The organism is Paenibacillus sp. y28 (assembly GCF_037137075.1).
Taxonomy (GTDB): Bacteria; Bacillota; Bacilli; order Paenibacillales; family NBRC-103111; genus JBBBNV01.
The window spans coordinates 101,975-118,700 of the sequence record NZ_JBBBNV010000002.1; the positions used below are offsets into that span (position 1 = coordinate 101,975).

At 53.3% G+C, this 16,726-nt stretch carries 13 protein-coding genes; 12 read left to right on the plus strand and 1 reads right to left on the minus strand.

Translation table 11 applies throughout. The features are described from left to right. Window positions 1-185 precede the first annotated feature (185 nt). The 11 genes from WBG83_RS03625 (at window position 186) to WBG83_RS03675 (ending at window position 14,162) form a co-directional block, all read left to right on the plus strand. The gene (locus WBG83_RS03625) at window positions 186-1,727 is read left to right on the plus strand and encodes a fumarate hydratase (protein ID WP_336742781.1); all 1,542 of its coding nucleotides are present in this window, start codon (window positions 186-188) and stop codon (window positions 1,725-1,727) included. After that, window positions 1,727-2,719 carry a bile acid:sodium symporter family protein gene (locus WBG83_RS03630; protein WP_336742783.1) on the plus strand — a complete coding sequence of 331 codons (993 nt, stop codon included), beginning with the start codon at window positions 1,727-1,729 and terminating at the stop codon, window positions 2,717-2,719. Before WBG83_RS03625 ends, WBG83_RS03630 begins: the two co-directional genes overlap by 1 nt. A gap of 115 nt (window positions 2,720-2,834) precedes the next feature. After that, window positions 2,835-4,628, plus strand: a complete 1,794-nt coding sequence (pnpS, locus tag WBG83_RS03635; RefSeq protein WP_336742784.1) for a two-component system histidine kinase PnpS — start codon at window positions 2,835-2,837, stop codon at window positions 4,626-4,628. 120 nt (window positions 4,629-4,748) lie between these two features. Next, the gene (locus tag WBG83_RS03640) at window positions 4,749-5,468 is read left to right on the plus strand and encodes a response regulator transcription factor (protein ID WP_336742785.1); all 720 of its coding nucleotides are present in this window, start codon (window positions 4,749-4,751) and stop codon (window positions 5,466-5,468) included. A 297-nt stretch (window positions 5,469-5,765) separates the two neighbouring features. Continuing rightward, a complete protein-coding gene (gene essC / locus WBG83_RS03645) occupies window positions 5,766-10,403 on the plus strand; it encodes a type VII secretion protein EssC (protein ID WP_336742786.1) in 4,638 nt (1,545 codons plus the stop codon). After that, a complete protein-coding gene (locus tag WBG83_RS03650; protein WP_336742787.1) occupies window positions 10,384-10,635 on the plus strand; it encodes a methyltransferase in 252 nt (83 codons plus the stop codon). The genes essC and WBG83_RS03650 overlap by 20 nt, the downstream gene beginning before the upstream one ends. A 33-nt stretch (window positions 10,636-10,668) precedes the next feature. Continuing rightward, window positions 10,669-10,971 (plus strand): WXG100 family type VII secretion target, encoded by a 303-nt coding sequence (locus WBG83_RS03655; protein WP_336742789.1) that lies wholly within the window; start codon window positions 10,669-10,671, stop codon window positions 10,969-10,971. Between the two features lie 193 nt (window positions 10,972-11,164). Then, on the plus strand, window positions 11,165-11,467 hold the full coding sequence (locus tag WBG83_RS03660; RefSeq protein WP_336742791.1) for a pore-forming ESAT-6 family protein: 303 nt from the start codon (window positions 11,165-11,167) through the stop codon (window positions 11,465-11,467). 78 nt (window positions 11,468-11,545) lie between these two features. After that, the gene (locus WBG83_RS03665; RefSeq protein ID WP_336742792.1) at window positions 11,546-11,737 is read left to right on the plus strand and encodes a hypothetical protein; all 192 of its coding nucleotides are present in this window, start codon (window positions 11,546-11,548) and stop codon (window positions 11,735-11,737) included. Between the two features lie 61 nt (window positions 11,738-11,798). Further along, a complete protein-coding gene (locus WBG83_RS03670) occupies window positions 11,799-12,545 on the plus strand; it encodes a hypothetical protein (RefSeq protein WP_336742794.1) in 747 nt (248 codons plus the stop codon). Window positions 12,546-12,569: 24 nt separating this feature from the next. Then, window positions 12,570-14,162 (plus strand): Mbeg1-like protein, encoded by a 1,593-nt coding sequence (locus tag WBG83_RS03675; RefSeq protein WP_336742795.1) that lies wholly within the window; start codon window positions 12,570-12,572, stop codon window positions 14,160-14,162. A gap of 147 nt (window positions 14,163-14,309) precedes the next feature. Here the strand turns inward: WBG83_RS03675 and WBG83_RS03680 are convergent, their stop codons facing one another. Continuing rightward, window positions 14,310-15,182 carry an AraC family transcriptional regulator gene (locus WBG83_RS03680; RefSeq protein WP_336742797.1) on the minus strand — a complete coding sequence of 291 codons (873 nt, stop codon included), beginning with the start codon at window positions 15,180-15,182 and terminating at the stop codon, window positions 14,310-14,312. Window positions 15,183-15,339: 157 nt separating this feature from the next. Here WBG83_RS03680 and WBG83_RS03685 point away from each other — a divergent pair, with 157 nt between their 5' ends. Next, on the plus strand, window positions 15,340-16,710 hold the full coding sequence (locus tag WBG83_RS03685) for an MATE family efflux transporter (protein WP_336742799.1): 1,371 nt from the start codon (window positions 15,340-15,342) through the stop codon (window positions 16,708-16,710). Window positions 16,711-16,726: the final 16 nt, after the last annotated feature.

Below are 16,726 nucleotides of genomic sequence, written 5' to 3' on the forward strand. Positions count from 1 at the left end.
TGCGGGTTAACATTCGCTTTTTTTCGTCAAATTCCTTCTGGAGTTGCCAGGTTCCTCAAAAATTTATATTTCTCCAAATCCCGCAGTATTCCTATCTTGTTCACGTGTGTAAAAATTCAATGAATCTGCTATGATGAAGAGTAAAGCAAGCCATCATTTTTACTGGAGAGGGGCCCTTATTTATTATGCAGCAGTTTGAACAAAGCGTATATCAATTAATTGTAGAAACCTCCACGAATTTGCCTGCCGATGTGCGCAGAACGATTCAGAAAGCACGCGAGCTGGAGGATCAGGGTACACGCTCTGCACTATCATTGACCACGATTGCCCAAAATATTGATTTGGCCGAGTGCAATGTATCGCCGATTTGCCAGGATACAGGAATGCCGACGTTTATTGTACACTGCCCGGTCGGAGCAAATCAAATCATAATGAAGCAGCAAATCCGTGAAGCCGTAAAACGGGCGACGAAGGAAGGCAAGCTCCGCACCAACTCCGTCGATTCCTTAACCGGCGCCAATACGGGGGACAACCTGGGGCCGGGTACACCCGTTATTCATTTTGAACAGTGGGAACAAGACGATATCGACGTGCGCCTCATTCTGAAGGGCGGCGGCTGTGAGAACAAAAACATCCAATACAGCCTTCCCTGTGAGCTCGAGGGACTCGGCAAAGCAGGCCGTGACCTCGACGGTATCCGCAAATGCATTCTTCATGCTGTATATCAGGCCCAAGGTCAGGGCTGCAGCGCAGGCTTCATCGGCGTAGGCATCGGCGGTGACCGGACAACCGGCTATGAGCTGGCGAAGCAGCAGCTGTTCCGTCACATTGAAGATCAGAACGAAATTCCGGAGCTTCAGCAGCTGGAAGACTATATGATGGAAAATGCGAACAAGCTGGGCATCGGCACGATGGGCTTCGGCGGACAAGTTTCCCTGCTCGGCTGTAAAATCGGCGTTATGAACCGGCTTCCGGCCAGCTTCTTCGTTTCTGTGGCCTACAATTGCTGGGCATACCGCCGTCAGGGCGTATTGCTTGACGCCGTCAGCGGGGAGATCAAGCAGTGGGTTTATGAGAGCGGCAGCGGTATAACGATGATGAAAGAAGAAGCTATGAATCGTGGTGAAGAGACGGATGAGGGGCCGCGCGAAGTGGTGCTGCAGGCGCCGATTACGGAAGAGCAGATTCGCGGGCTGCGTGTAGGCGATGTGGTGATTATTGATGGCGAAATCCATACCGGCCGTGACGCGCTGCACAGCTACCTGATGAAAAATGACTGCAAGGTGGATTTGAACGGTGGCGTTATTTACCACTGCGGCCCGGTAATGAAACAGGATCAGGACGGCCAGTGGCATGTTTTGGCGGCTGGACCGACAACCAGCATTCGCGAGGAGCCTTATCAAGGCGAGATTATGAAGAAATTCGGCCTGCGTGCAGTAATCGGCAAGGGCGGTATGGGTCCGAAGACGCTGGCTGCGCTGAAGGAGCACGGCGGCGTTTACTTGAATGCAATCGGAGGAGCGGCGCAGTATTACGCCCGTTGTATCCAGAAGGTCAATGGGGTTGACTATATGGAATTCGGCATTCCGGAAGCGATGTGGCATCTTGAGGTGAAGGGCTTCGCGGCGATTGTGACCATGGATTCCCATGGCAACAGCCTGCATGCTGATGTGGACATGACATCGAAAGAAAAGCTCGCTCAATTTAAGGAAACGGTGTTTGCGTAATGAATACCCCTGTGCCGGATTGTCAGCACGGCGGCGGTCAAGCTGCGCTGGGGCTCCGTCTGAACCAATGGTTTGAAAAATATATGTTTGCCATCATCCCGGCGGCGCTTTTGGTTGGCTTTGTGTTTCACCGGGGCTTTATGGGGTACACCGGATGGGTACCCTTTCTTTTTGCGTACATGACGTTCGTGATGGCTTTGGGCTGCAGCTCCGGACAGATGAGGCAAGCGCTGCTGGCCCCGAGGCCGATGCTCGTCACTTTTGCGCTGACGCACATGGTGGCTCCGCTCCTGGCCTTTGTCGGCGGCTCGCTTGTATTCGGGCCGGACTCCCATGTTGTTATCGGGCTTGTCCTGTTCACCGCCATTCCGCTCGGCGTGTCCTCTATCATATGGATTGGCATGGCCAAAGGGAATGTTCCGCTGGCGCTGTGTATGGTTGTACTGGATTCTGCGCTCAGTGTTTTTGTAGTGCCGGCGTTAATTTGGCTTTTTTTCGGCCATACCCTTACGTTTGATTACTTGAAGGTAATGGCGGATTTGCTGTTCATTGTCGTGATACCGACCATTTGCGGCGTACTCGTCAACGACTGGTCCCGTGGCCGCGCCAAAAGCTGGTCAGCCCCGGTAACACTGCCGCTTTCCAAATTCGTCTTCACCTTGATTATTTTAATTAACGCCGCGGCGATTGCTCCGCAGGTCGCTGCTCATAAACAGGAGATGCTGCTGATGGTTCCCGTGGTGGTGCTGCTTGTTTTCCTTTGCTACGCCATCGGGTTTGCCGGTTCGCGCCTGTTCCGCGATCCGCGGCTGACCATTACGCTGTCTTACAGCTCGGGCATGCGTAATGTGTCCCTGGGAATCGTCATCGCGATCGGGTACTTCGAGCCGCTCGCTGCGGTTCCGGTTGTTCTGGGCATCCTGATTCAACAGCCGACTGCGACGCTGTTTTATGTTGTGCTCCGCAGGTACAAGGCTGCCGTTCCGCAGTAAGTCCTTTACAAAACCTTTACTTTTCATCTCCCGGCGACCCATGTACGATGGATAAGAGCTGTTAGGAGATAATAAGAAGAAACGATCTATCCGAATACATGGGGTTGAGTCGACAATGACATTCCGCAATCGGTTGACACTATTGTTTATTTTGCTTATTGGCCTGTCGGTGCTTGCCTCCGGCTTGTACGTCGCCAAAGAACTAAAGGACTCCCATATTGCGTCGCTGCAGGACCATATGAAGCGGGAAAGTAAAATCATTTTATCCACTGTGCCCTGGGGAGCGGAAATGAATGAAACGGAGCAGCTTGGCTATTTCAGTGAAAAAGCAAGACTGCTGCATCAAAATACAGATGTGCGAGTGACGTTTGTGCGCGCGGACGGGCTGGTGCTTGGGGATACGAATCGCGATCCGGGGGACATGGATAACCATCTGAGCCGCGAGGAAATTGTGAATGCGCGCGAGCGCGGTTACGGGGATGCAATCCGGTACAGCAGCACGCTGGGCCAAAACATGATGTACTCCGCCTATCCGGTGCTTGATTCGAGCGGGAAGACAATCGGTTATATCCGTCTTGCGATTAGCTTGATGGATGTTGAGGCGACAATAGAACGCTTATGGAGGACACTGTTTCTGGGGCTGCTTGTGCTGTTTGTCGTGGCAGGCGCGATTAGCTACCGGATTGCCGGCAGCCTGACGCGTCCGCTGGAGAAAATTATCCGGGTCGCCCAGCAAATCGCCAAGATGAATTATACGGCCCGGGTTCCGATCCTAAGGAAAGACGAAATCGGGCAGCTCGGCAAAGCACTGAATGCAATGGCCGACAGCCTGGAGTTTCAAATGAACCGGATTCAGGAAAATGAAGGCCGCCTGCAAAGCGTGCTCGAGAATATGATTAGCGGTGTTGTCATGATTGACGGGGAGGGCAAAATTGTGCTGCTCAACCGATCCGCCGAGGAAATTCTCGGCTTCTCCTCGGGAGAGCTGCTCGGAAGGCCGTTTACGGAAGCGAAGCAGCAGTATGAGCTGACGCAGCTTATCAAGGAATGTATCGAGAAACGGGATCATATCCGGGATGAGATGAACTTTTATTTTCCGGAAGAGCGGATGCTCGAAATCAATCTGGTGCCGATGGTTCGCGAGGACGACGAGTGGGGCGGCGTCGTTATTGTGCTGCATGATATAACCGCAATCCGCCGGTTGGAGAAGATGCGAAGTGAATTTGTGGCGAATGTGTCCCATGAGCTGAAAACGCCGATTGCCGCCGTCAAAGGCTTTGCGGAGACGCTGCTGGCCGGAGCCATGAACGATAAGGAAACAGCCAAATCGTTCCTGCAAATTATTTTTGACGAGAGCGAACGCTTGAACCGGCTGATTGGGGATATCCTGGAGCTGTCCAAAATCGAGTCGCGTCGAATCCCGCTGCAGTTTTCCCCGGTGGACATGCAGCTGTTCATTTCCAATATGGTCGACATGATGCGTACGGAAGCGGCGAAAAAGCGGATTGAACTGGATATGCAGGTGCCGCGCGGCCTGTATGCGGAGGCGGACGAGGACCGGCTGCGGCAAATTGTAATGAATCTGCTTTCGAACGGAATTAACTACACGCCGGAAGGCGGCAAGGTCAAGGTCAAGGTCGACGTGGTTACTTCACCGGGCGCAGCCGAAGCGGACACGATGCGGATTACGATTTCCGACACCGGAATCGGCATTCCGAAAAAGGATCTCCCCCGCATCTTCGAACGGTTCTACCGTGTGGATAAGGCCCGCTCGCGTGTTTCCGGCGGAACCGGACTTGGCTTGTCCATCGTCAAGCATTTGGTGGAGCTTCATAAAGGGACGATTCGCGTGGAAAGCGAGATTGGAATGGGATCGCGCTTTATTATCGATTTGCCGCTGCTGCACTGAAACGAGAGAGCGATTGCTTTTTGTCGTGGTATTGATTTCGTCTTTACAAAAGATTAATATAAAATTTACAATTCCGTGATATGATGAGGTTAACCATTCTTTTTTTGTTGGAGGAACACCATGCCGCAATCGATTCTGGTCATCGAGGATGAACCGACGCTCGCCAGACTGCTCTCCTATAATTTGATGCAGGAAGGGTATGAGGTCCATGTGGTCGATCATGGCACGGAGGGCCTGCAGGCTGCGCTGCAGCGTGAATACAACCTGATTATTCTCGATATTATGCTGCCGGGCATGAACGGCTTTGAAATATTAACGAAGCTTCGCCAAAAGGGCAGCCGCACCCCGGTTATTATCTTGACGGCCCGCAATGCGGAAGATGAAGTCGTACAAGGGCTCAAGCATGGCGCCGACGACTACATTACGAAGCCGTTCGGCGTGGCGGAGCTGCTGGCGAGAGCCGCCGCTGTGCTGCGCCGGGCTCACCCGTCCTCGCCATTAACGGTGGAGGAAACCGAGACGGAGAAGGTTATCGCTATCGGTGAGCTCAAGATATACCCGGAAAAGTATGAGGTGCTGCTGGGCGGAGAGTACATCCCGCTGCGGCCGAAGGAATTCGAGGTGCTGTTGTACCTCGTACAGCGGCCGGGTGTTGTTGTCACACGCGATGACCTGATGAACATCGTATGGGGCTTCGATTATATCGGCGGGCAGCGCACTGTTGACGTTCATGTGAGTTCGCTTCGCAAGAAGCTGGAGCTGAACCAGCAAACGGTTCAAATTGATTCCATCCGGGGTGTCGGCTACAAGCTGGTAATCCAGCAGGTCAAACGGGGCTAGTACACATGCAAGCTGCAGGTTGATCCGGGTTTTATGCGGAATTAGCAGCTTCCCGGGTCTTGGAAAGAACCGTAAACACGAGCAGGAAAGATTAGACAGAAATTAATCTGTACGACTTGCCAGCTTACGGTGGTATTTGGTATTATATTCGTAAATATGGAAGTCAAGCCGGAAGCACCGGCGTTCAGAGACAAGCCCAGGTACAGGGCTTGTTTGAACGCAGGTGCTTTTTTTGATTTACACGAAGGTGAAGCCATCCATATATAACAAGCATGCCGGAAGAGAAGGAGCTATACGATGCAGCTATCCCTGATGAAGGAGCATGTTATCCACACCTGTGTTCTTCCGGATCAAGTCACCGGACAATACTGGGTTACTCAAGTCAATGCATCGGGCTATGAGGAACGGGTCATTAGTGTGGAAGGTATCCGGAACGAATGGATATTGAAATCCAATAAAAATGCCGTGATCGTGGACCACCGGAACCAGAAGGTAAAGGAGCTTGCTCTTGCGCCAATGGCCATCTATAACCTTTATCTGCGCAAAAGCAATACAACCGTCATTCTCTTCTCCGAGCCGTCCACAAGCGACAGGAGGACCTTCAACAAGCTGTGTCTGCCTGCCGCCGGACGGATTCGAATCGGGCGCGCCGAAGGCTGTGATATTCAATTTGTGAACCCGCTGGTCTCCTCGGTTCATGCCGAGCTGCTGATCGCCGAGCAGTCGGTTTCCATTTGCGATTGCGGCAGCTCGAACGGCACGTTTGTGAACCGGAAGCGGGTTTCCGAGCAATCGCTCTACCCGGGAGACCTTGTTTATATAGTCGGCTTACAAGTTATCATCGGCCGGGGCTTTATTGCCGTCAACAATCCCGATGGGCAAATGAGGTGCAATTCCGTCCGTCTGGCTGTGTTCCGCAAGCCGCTGCCCCAGCTTTGTGATGAGGAAGAAGAGCCGGATGAGGAGATGCTGCCAGGGCAGCTGTTCTACCGTTCGCCGCGGTTCAAACGGGAGATCGAGAAGGCGGAAATTCGGATCGACGGCCCCCCGTCCCTCGGCACGATGGAGCAGACGCCTCTTGTGCTGATGATGGGCCCTGCCATTACGATGGGGCTGGCCTCGCTATGTACCGCCCTGTTTACTGTGCAAAATGTGCTCCGGTCAGACGGGAAGCTCATGAATGCGGCGCCGACACTGGCGATGTCCGCTGGCATGCTGCTTGGCACTTTGCTGTGGCCGGTGCTGACCAGGCGTTACGAGATTAGCAAACGGAGGGGGAAAGAAAAGGCCAGGCTGAAGAAATATAAGCAGTATTTGGAGGAGGTGCGGCAGCGGATTTGGGAGCTTGGCGAGCATCAGCGCCAGCTACTGTACGAGAATGCGGTTACGGCAGAGCAGTGTATTTCGCGCATCCGGCAGCGTCAGCGAACGCTGTGGGAGCGGACACGCCGCCATAGTGATTTTTTAACCGTCCGTCTGGGCCTGGGGAATGTCCCGCTGCAGGCGGAATTAAAATATCCGGAGAAGCGGTTTTCTTTGGACGAGGATGTGCTCCAGGACGAGCTGTATAAGCTGGCGGAGGAGCCGCTGATTCTGGAGCAGGTCCCGATTTCCCTGTCGATGACGGAGGACTGGGTAATTGGAGTGATCGGGAAGCGGCAGCAGGCTGTCGAGGCGGTGAAAGGCATGGTTCTGCAGCTTGCGGCGCTGCACAGCTATGATGAGCTGAGGCTGGTGTTTGTGTATGACATGAAAGAACAGGCTACATGGGAGTTCGTGAAATGGCTCCCACATGTCTGGAGCACAGACCGGGCTGTCCGGTACGTTGCCGCCGGGGCGGACGATCTCAAGGAGCTTACGGCGCATCTTGAGCAAGAGCTGGCGAGGCAGGGACGGCGGGCAGCCGAAGCGGAGCGGGAGGAGGGAGCGCCTGCGTTCGTAGTTTTTGCCTTGGATAAGCAGCTGGCTATCCGGTCGGAGTTTCTTCATGCTGTCCTGAAGCATAAGCAGTATCGCGGCTTCAGTGTTGTTTATGCAGTGGATGAGATTAAACAGCTTCCCAAGGAATGTTCATTGGTTATTGAATATGGCTCGTCAGAAGCGAAGCTGTATGACAGGGACGATGTGTCGGGGAAGCATACGTCGCTTCGTCCGGACGTGCTTCCCGGCATGGATGGGCGTGAGCTGGCCGTGATGCTGGCCAATGTTCAATTGGACGCTCCGGGGGCATCCTACACGCTTCCGGCTGCGCTAACGTTTCTGGATTTGTTTGACGTCGGGAAGATTGAGCATCTGAATGCGCTGACCCGCTGGCGGGAGCATGACCCGGCTTTGTCGCTCCAAACTCCGATTGGCATGACTGCGGCGGGCGAACGGTTTTATTTGGATTTGCACGAGAACTATCACGGACCTCATGGCCTAGTCGCAGGCATGACCGGCTCGGGCAAAAGCGAATTCATGATCACGTTCATTTTGTCGCTGGCGGTCAATTATCATCCGCATGAGGTTGCTTTTATCCTGATTGATTATAAAGGCGGGGGAATGGCGGATGCTTTGGCAAGCCTGCCGCATCTGGCGGGAACGATTACGAATCTGGACGGCGCAGCGGTGAAGCGCTCTCTGATTTCGATCCAGAGTGAGCTGAAGCGCAGGCAGACGGTGTTCAGCGCAGCGAGCAAGAAGCTTGGCATCAGCAGCATGGATATTTATAAATACCAGCGGCTTGTCCGTGAAGGACAAGTACACGAGCCGATGCCGCAGCTGTTTATTATATCGGACGAGTTTGCGGAGCTGAAGACGCAGCAGCCTGAATTCATGGAGCAGCTAGTCAGTGCGGCCCGCATCGGCCGCAGTCTGGGAATTCATTTAATATTGGCGACCCAGAAGCCTTCGGGTGTCGTCGATGATCAAATCTGGAGCAACAGCAGATTTCGGGTTTGTCTCAAGGTTCAGGAAAAGGCGGACAGCATGGACGTGATCAAACGGCCGGATGCCGCCGAGCTGACGGTGACGGGACGTTTTTTTGTACAGGTGGGCTTTAACGAGCTGTTTGAGCTTGGGCAATCGGCTTGGAGCGGGGCTCCATACTATCCGTCCGACCGTTTGGAGGCAACCGGCGAATGCTCCGTTGCTGTGATTAATCGTGTCGGGCGCACGATCAGACAGGCGGCGTCTGGCAAGCGGGAGGGGCTTCACAGCCCGTTCAAGCAAATTGACGGCGTGATTGCCTACCTGGCGGCAACGGCCCGGGAGGAGCGAATCCAGGCGCGGACTCTTTGGCTGGACCCGATACCGGAGCTGATTCTATGGGAAGACGTTTGCAGCAGGCATCAAGCACACTTGGCGGCTCCGGCAGGGAAAGGGAGGCTCCGCCCGGTAATCGGCGAGGTGGACGATCCGGCCAATCAGCGGCAGCTACCTATGCTTTTTCCGCTGTCTGAGGAGGGCAATGCGATTGTTTACGGTTCGCCGGGAAGCGGCAAGACGACCTTTGTTTCCACACTGCTGTATGCCTTGATGAAGGAGCATACTCCTGCCGAAATCCGGTTTTATTTGCTCGATTTTGCTTCGGAGACGCTGCGGGCCTTTGCTCAGGCTCCGCATGTAGGGGATGTGGTCCTGTCCCATGAGGCGGAGAAGGTCGAGCATTTATTTAGGCTGATGGTTAAGGAGCTGGAGTCGCGAAAAAAACGGTTTGCCGACTATGGCGGGGATTTTCAGTCTTATTTGCGGTCTGGGCATGGACAGCCCGACGCGGTCGTGATCATGATTCACAACTACGCGGCCTTTGCCGAGCTGTACGACGATAAGGAGGAGCAGGTTGCCTTTTTAGCACGTGAGGGGGTGAAATACGGGCTTTACTTTATTTTGACGGCGGTTACGACGAGTGCGATCCGGTACCGGATTTTGCAGCATTTTAAACAGCTGTATGTGCTCCAGCTTCACGATTCAGCTGATTATGCCAGTGTATTGGGCAGCACGGACGGGGTGTTTCCGTCTCGAAGCAAAGGACGGGGAATCTACAAGACGGATCAGGTATATGAATTTCAAATTGCCCAGCTCCATCCCTCGGCGGAGGAGCGGTTGAATTACATCCGGTCCTTTTGCGAGGCCTATGCCGCAGGCTGGACGAAGGGAAGCGCAAGGCGTATCCCGATTTTGCCGGAGGCTGTGGATGCAGCTTTTCTGATGAAAGCTTTTAATCCGGACCGCAGCTGCTTTATCCCCGTGGGAGTTGAGAAACGCAGCCTGGAGACGGCCTATTATCGCTTCGATCAAGCCTACATCCAGCTCGTGCTGTCCCAAACGCTGGAAGAGGCGGGTATCGTACAGGGGCTGGCTGAAATGCTCAGCTTGAATACGGAGGGCGCGGTTTGGGTGCTGGACCCGGAGCAGAGGCTTAGGCCGGATGAAGCGGCCGGTTACCGCTATTTGGGCGGGGACGCAGACTGGGAGCAGGCGGTGGTGCAGCTGTTCGACATCCTGGTTCATCGCAACAACACATACAAGGATGAGGTTGCTGCGGGAGCTGAACCGCCTGTGTACGAGCAGTTGACTTATGTGCTTGTGTCGCTATCCGGACTGAATGCCAGACTGTCCGAGGACGCGAGAGACAAGCTGAGGGTGCTGCTGGAGAAGGGGGAGGCGCAGTACCGGGTAAACGTTCTTATTTGCGATCGTGCGGCTTATGTGTCATCCATCGCTTACGAAGGCTGGTTTAAAGCCCAAGTGAGCGGGAAGGACGGAATTTGGCTGGGTAACGGATTTACAGATCAGTACCTCCTTCATCCTGCCCAAATAACGCCAGCTCTGTCTCAGGACATTGGCGAGGCTTTCGGATACTTGGTGCGAAATGGAAGAGCTTCTCTGGTGAAGCTGGTGACCTCGGCTGCGTTTCGAGAAGAGGGGAGCACGGATGAAGCAAATTTTGATTGAAGTGTTCGTGCCCGCACTGGGCCGAGCCTTTGATGTTTATATTCCGTTTGCCTGCAGCATGTGCAAAATCGAGCCACTGCTTGTACATGTCATCGCCGATTTAACGGACGGGCAATTTGTGCCTTCACGGGATACGGTTCTCTGTGATCGGGTGACGGGAGCTATGCTGGATATTGACATGTCCGCCCTGGAGCTTGGTCTTCATCACGGCTCCAGGCTGATGTTAATATAAATCATTTTCATTTCAGGTGAGAGGAGCTGTAACATGGCAAGAAAAATTGTAGTTGATCCTGCAAAGCTGGAAGCGGCAGCCAGAAATATGGAGGAGCAGGCTTCCGCCTACAAACGGCTGTACGAGCAGTTATTTACGGAGGTTAAGGGAATGGGAACGGCCTGGAAGGGCCAGGACAATCAAGCCTTTGTAACTCAAATCGAGGGCTTCCGGGATGACTTTGAAAGCATGAGGGCGCTGATGGAGCAATACGCGCTGTTTTTGAAGCAAAGCGCGCAAACGTACCGGACGACACAAGCAGAAACCGTAAACGCAGCTAAAAAATTGGCCAACTGATGCGAGCGGTTTCGAATGGGCCAGGATTTCAGCGTGCAGCCTGGCAATTGTGTCACGGCAACAGGTCGGAATCCGTCCCTAGTACAGTCCGTGGATAGAAGCGTATTTGTAATAAGTCGGAAGCAGGAACAAATCGCCTTTTTACATCGGCCAGAGGGCATAGCAAAAAACATCACTGCGGGAGGAGTTTACGATGTCTATCGAAGGAATTCATATTTCACTCACCGAGGTTAGTCAAACAGCGGGTATGATCCGGAATGTAAACACCAGTCTGACGACCAAGCTGGGGGAAATCAAAAAGGAAATGAACAGCTTAACGAGCACCTGGGACAGTGATGCTTCCCGGACGATTCAGGATAAATTCAACAGCCTGGCGAGTGTATTCAGCGACTACAAGGCGGTGGTGGATGCGTACGCCATGTTTCTGGATAACACGGTCACAAATTACGACAATACGGAAACCGCCATTAACAGCAATGCGAGCCAGTTTAAATAATTGGGGCTGCGACTCGCGTAGGCCGCCGGCTGCTGCATCCATGGGCTGTTCATTGAAGCCTGAAGGCGGGGAGGAAGGATGAACTCGGCTGCAAAACGGGAGCTTCAATCGATTCTGAATGAATTAAACGTCATCCGAAAAGAGCTGGATCAGGCCGTTCAGGAGCTAACCGGCTTCAAAGGCATAGGCGCCGAATATTGTTTACGGAGGCTTGAAGCGATTTCGAAGCAGTACAGCGAGATTTACCGCTCCTTATCCCGATTGCAATAGGGGGGATTCGGCCGGTACGTGCAGTTGACCTCTATTTTGGGCTGGAACGGAGCACAGGAAGGTGAGAACGATTCAAAGGCGGGTGCTTGGGATCATGCTGCTTTTATCCTTGGTTTTACTTGGGGCTTGCGCGCCCCAAAATCGACGAGCGGCTGAACGAATCGAGGCTTATCTGCAAAGCAAGTACGGGGAACCGTTTATTGTGGAGGCCATAGGCGGCGGGTTCGGCTCCATGACGACGAATACGCTGAAGGCGGAGGTCCACCTCAAGGCTTCGCCGGATAAGCGGTTTAAAGCCGAGATCACGAAGGATTTCGAGATTGTGTGGGACAGCTATATGAACGTAATCATGGCGGAGAAGCTGGATCGGACCGTTACGGAAATGGCAGAACCGCTGTTTGGGCAAAAGGTTTGGGTGAAGTCCTTTTTTGACTCCGGGGCTTTGTCCTACCCTGCAATGGAATTAAACGATATGAATATCAGCCTCCGTGACTACCGGTATTACTCTGCTGTTATGAAGATTTTTGTTCAAAGCGATCCGCCGTTCGATGCGGATGTGCAGGCCCGCCGGCTGGATGCGTTAGTCAAAGGGCTTGTGGAGCAGGGCATGAAAAGAGCGCTCATCTCCACCCTGTTTATTTACCCGGAGCAATTTGACCGTCTCCAAACGACGCTAGCCGAGGAGGAAAATATTTATACCTATTTCAAAAATCAAAATCGGAGTCTTAACATTGTGACTACCGAAATTAAAAACTTCAACCAGGTGGATGATGTGGAACAAATCAAAGCCCGGTTTTATTTCAAATAGATGCGGGGGAGGGCCGGAACAAGGGTGAGCGCTGCTATTTCCATCTCGGAGCTTCAGCAAAAAATGCTATCGCAGCTCGTTTATTTGGATATTCCGGTGGATTCGGAATTGTATGAAAGCTATACGATTTACGGAGAAATTACAATTGGGAGACTGATTGGCTATTACCAAAGCGGAGAAGGCCAGGAGAAGCTTCGCCAGCGGTTTAAGAGCCCTGAAGAACTGCTGGAATGGAACAGCTTTATTCAAGGGGAAACCGTGGCCCGGCATCAGGACTGGAAAATTACGAATATCGTTTCGCATAATGAAAAAACGGAATCGGGCTTCGTTGCGTATACCTTTGTGCCTGAAGCTGGCCAAGCGGCGGTGGCCTTCCGGGGCAGTGAGCCGATGGAGGAACTGCTGTACCGCAACGATTGGCTGAATAACGCGACCTCCATGTATGCCGAGCTGACAGTGCAGCAGCAGGAGGCGAAGCAGTATATGGAGCGTTATATGAAGCCATATGACCCTATTACTGTAACGGGCCATTCCTTGGGCGGGAATCTGGCATTATCCGTTACGGTAACCGCCGACGAAGCGGTCCGTGCCAAAATTGCAGAAACCATAACCTTCAATGCCCCCGGCTTCAACCGGACGTTCATCGATCGCCACCAGGCAGTTATTTCCGCCATGGCGCCCAGGATGAAGGAGCTGCAAAATAAATACGATCTCGTATCCTCCATCCTAACCGGCCTGTCTCCGCCTGTTGTCATCGCTACTCAAAGCGGCAGTCAAACGACATTCGACATCGGAGCCAACCATGCGCTTTCCAATTTCAAGCTGGACGAATATGGCGGGCTGGCGAGAGAATCGTTACAGCAGAAGGCGGATGGCGGGCAGTTGATTACGGCTTTGACGCAGGCCCTGGAACAGGTGCCAAGCCCGCTTTTGCAAGGGACGGTGACGACACTGTTTGCCCTGATAGATGAACGGATCGAGCCGGTCGACATTCTGGCTGCGGGTGCGGTCGGGCTGCTTGCCCCTTCGCTGCCGGTTGTTATGACGACGGCTCCCCTGGCCGGATTTGCTGCGGCAGGCTGGGTGCTGTACCGTATCGATACCATTGCTCCGGCATTTCGGGAGGCGGCGGGGAGGATATCGAAGGCGCCGAATGTATTGTCAAATATATATCAGGAGATGGTCACGTATACCCAGGGCTTATTCCAGCAGCTTGAGAAACGGGGACTGGCACAGCTGGACGGGTTTCATGCTTTTCAGGAGCGGGTTTACGAGGAAGCTCATCGGCTGTTCAGCCGGGTTTCCACTTCGTTCAGAAATCGCGCTGCTTCCGGAGCACAATCGGTTCAAGCAGGACCAATTCAAGCTTCTGTGCCTGTCATCCGAAGCGTCGCTTCACGGTTATCTGTTTTGCAAGGGAAGCTGGCCGTCGTGCAGCAGCGGATGGACACCCTGTCAAATCTTGTGGACCTGGAGGACAAGCTGACCGTCAGACTGCTGGGCAGCAAGATCGGCAGCGGGCAGGAGCTGCGGAAATGTAAGGCTTACCTTCAGCTTGCTGCCGATGACTTGGAGCAGTGTGAACGAAGCATAATGGAACATGCGTTGTCCATATAGCTGGACCGGTTCCCATTCATTGCTATTCATTGCTGCGGCCCATGATTGTGGATTACATGCGTGATAACCATCGCAGCTAAGGATTGGGTTCCTTGACATTGCATCCCGCTCTCTCGCAGCTCATAAATGGATTGGATTCAAATGGAATTAAAGCATGCTTTGAAACCGTCTGCGGTATGCCCGCGGCGACAACCCTTCGATTTTGGTGAAGCAGGAGCTGAAATAGGAGGTGAGATGGAACCCGACGTTCTCCCCGATAAGGGCGATCGGCAAATCGGTTTGCAGCAGCAGAAGCTTGGCTTGCTCGATTCGGTACCGCATCAGGTATTCGACCGGAGAGCAGCCAAGCTCTTTTTGCATGCAGCGGGCAATATAGACCGGGTGGAAATTCAGCGCTTCTCCGAGTGTTTTGACCGTGATGTCCTCTTTATAATGCATGCGCAGGTAAGCTGCAGCTTGATCCGCGACATTGACTGCCGGCAGCACGGTATGCAAATCGAGCGAGGCATTGAGCAGCTCCAAAATTTGTTGAAAAATAAGCTGGTGCTTCCAGCGCGCCCAGTTATTATGGGCGTTCTGCTCCAAAGCAACCAGTTGGTTCAGCTTTTCGTAAACGAGCGCCGGCTGGGACAACTGAATGAATTGCGGCAGCAAAATGGTGAATGTTTGCACCGTGAAGGCATTGATGCCGTTCGGATCGGTCTGCGGCACAGCTGCTGCGTTCTGGGTCGTTCCCCATTTTCCTCCGGTTTGAAAATGCAGCCAGAAGCAGCCCGTCTCCGTACGACAGCTCTCATAGCTATAGTGATGCTGGTCCGGCCGCAGGATGAGCGCCTGACCGGCCGCCACCTCATACTTGCGGTCGTCCTCCATCATGTACAGACATCCGCTTGTGACAACCAGCAGGTCGAACACGCCGATATTGCGGCGGTTGAGGTGCTTTTGACCGGGCTGCATAAAGAAGAAGCCGCATGTAATGTAATGAGGCAGCGGTGGAGCGGTAAACTGTAGAATGGACATGATGGCCACCTCTATTGTACAGGTTTCAAAAATGAAAGTTTTAGTTCGAATACTGACACATTCGTTTTCCTATATCCGTTATAATTCATCTTGACCAGTTCGGTCAACGTGAATGCACGATAGAGAGAATGAACATCAGGAGAGCCGAGGGAAACACATGGTACAACGACAACAAAACATGTCGCTTTGGATGCTGGCATGGCCGGTTTTTTTGGAAATGCTGCTGCAATTTATGCTGGGTACTGCCGACACCTTAATGGTCAGTCACATCTCTGACGATGCTGTGGCGGTTATTGGCATTTCCACGCAATTGTTTAATGCAGTCAATATTTTTTTCACAGCCGTAGCAAGCGGAGCGGGGATTTTGGTGGCTCAGAAGCTTGGCGCGGGCAAAGAAGAGGACGCTCGGACAGTCGGTATTCTGGGCTTGAATGTATGTATCGGAATCGGTTTGCTGCTAAGCGTGCTTCTGTATGCTGGAGCGGGGCCCATTGCGTCGTGGCTTCAGCTGCCGGCGGAGCTTCAGCCGTTAGGCCAGTCGTACATTTCTATCGTCGGGGGCGGGATGGTGTTCCTCGCCATTATGACGGCGCTTAGCTCGGTGATCCGCAATACGGGGAATACACGAGCGCCGATGTATATCGGGATCGGGATGAACTTGATTCACGTGGCGATGAACTATGTTGTCATTTATGGCGCATTCGGTTTTCCAGTGCTTGGCCTGGAGGGGGTTGCCTTCTCCACGACGATTAGCCGTATAGCTGCCTGTGTTGTGATGCTGGCGATTTTCCGAAGCTCGTTTTCTAGAAAAATGGAATGGAAGGAGTTCCGCTTGTTTGAGCGGCCCTTGTTCAAAGAGACGCTAAAGCTGAGCTGGCCGCTCGGGGTGAACATGTCGACCTGGTGCTTCACACAGCTGATTATTTTTGCTTTTGTCGCCATGATTGGCGCCAAAGAGCTGAGCACCCGGACGTATATGAATACGATGGAATCATTCTGCTTTATGATCGGATTTTCGGTAGCCCTTGCCGGGCAAATCCGGATTGCCCATTTGTATGGATCAGGTGAAGGCCGCGTCGCTTACCGCAATGCTTTTCAGGTGCTGTGGGTCGGGATGGTTCTCGTGCTGGCCAATGCCCTGCTGCTCTGTATTTTCGGACGGGAAACGATTGAGCTGTTCACGGCTGATCCGGAGATTGTGGCCATGGGGGTTTCTCTGCTGGCGCTGAATCTGCTGCTGCAGCCGGCCAAGATGCTCAACATGGCTATCGGCAATGCCCTGACTGCGGTGGGGGAGACGAGATACATTATGATGACCGGTATGCCGTCGATGTGGATCATTGCGGTGGGCATGTCATATTTCCTGGCTATCGGTTTAGGCTGGGGCTTGTCTGGAATCTATGTGGCGATGATTACGGATGAAGCGATACGGGGGCTGGCCGTGCTTATCCGCTGGCGGCAAAAAAAGTTTCTGGCCTCGCCGCAGCCGGAGCTGAAGCCGAATCAGGCCGCGCCAAGCGCCGGCTGACCAAGGTATCGGAACA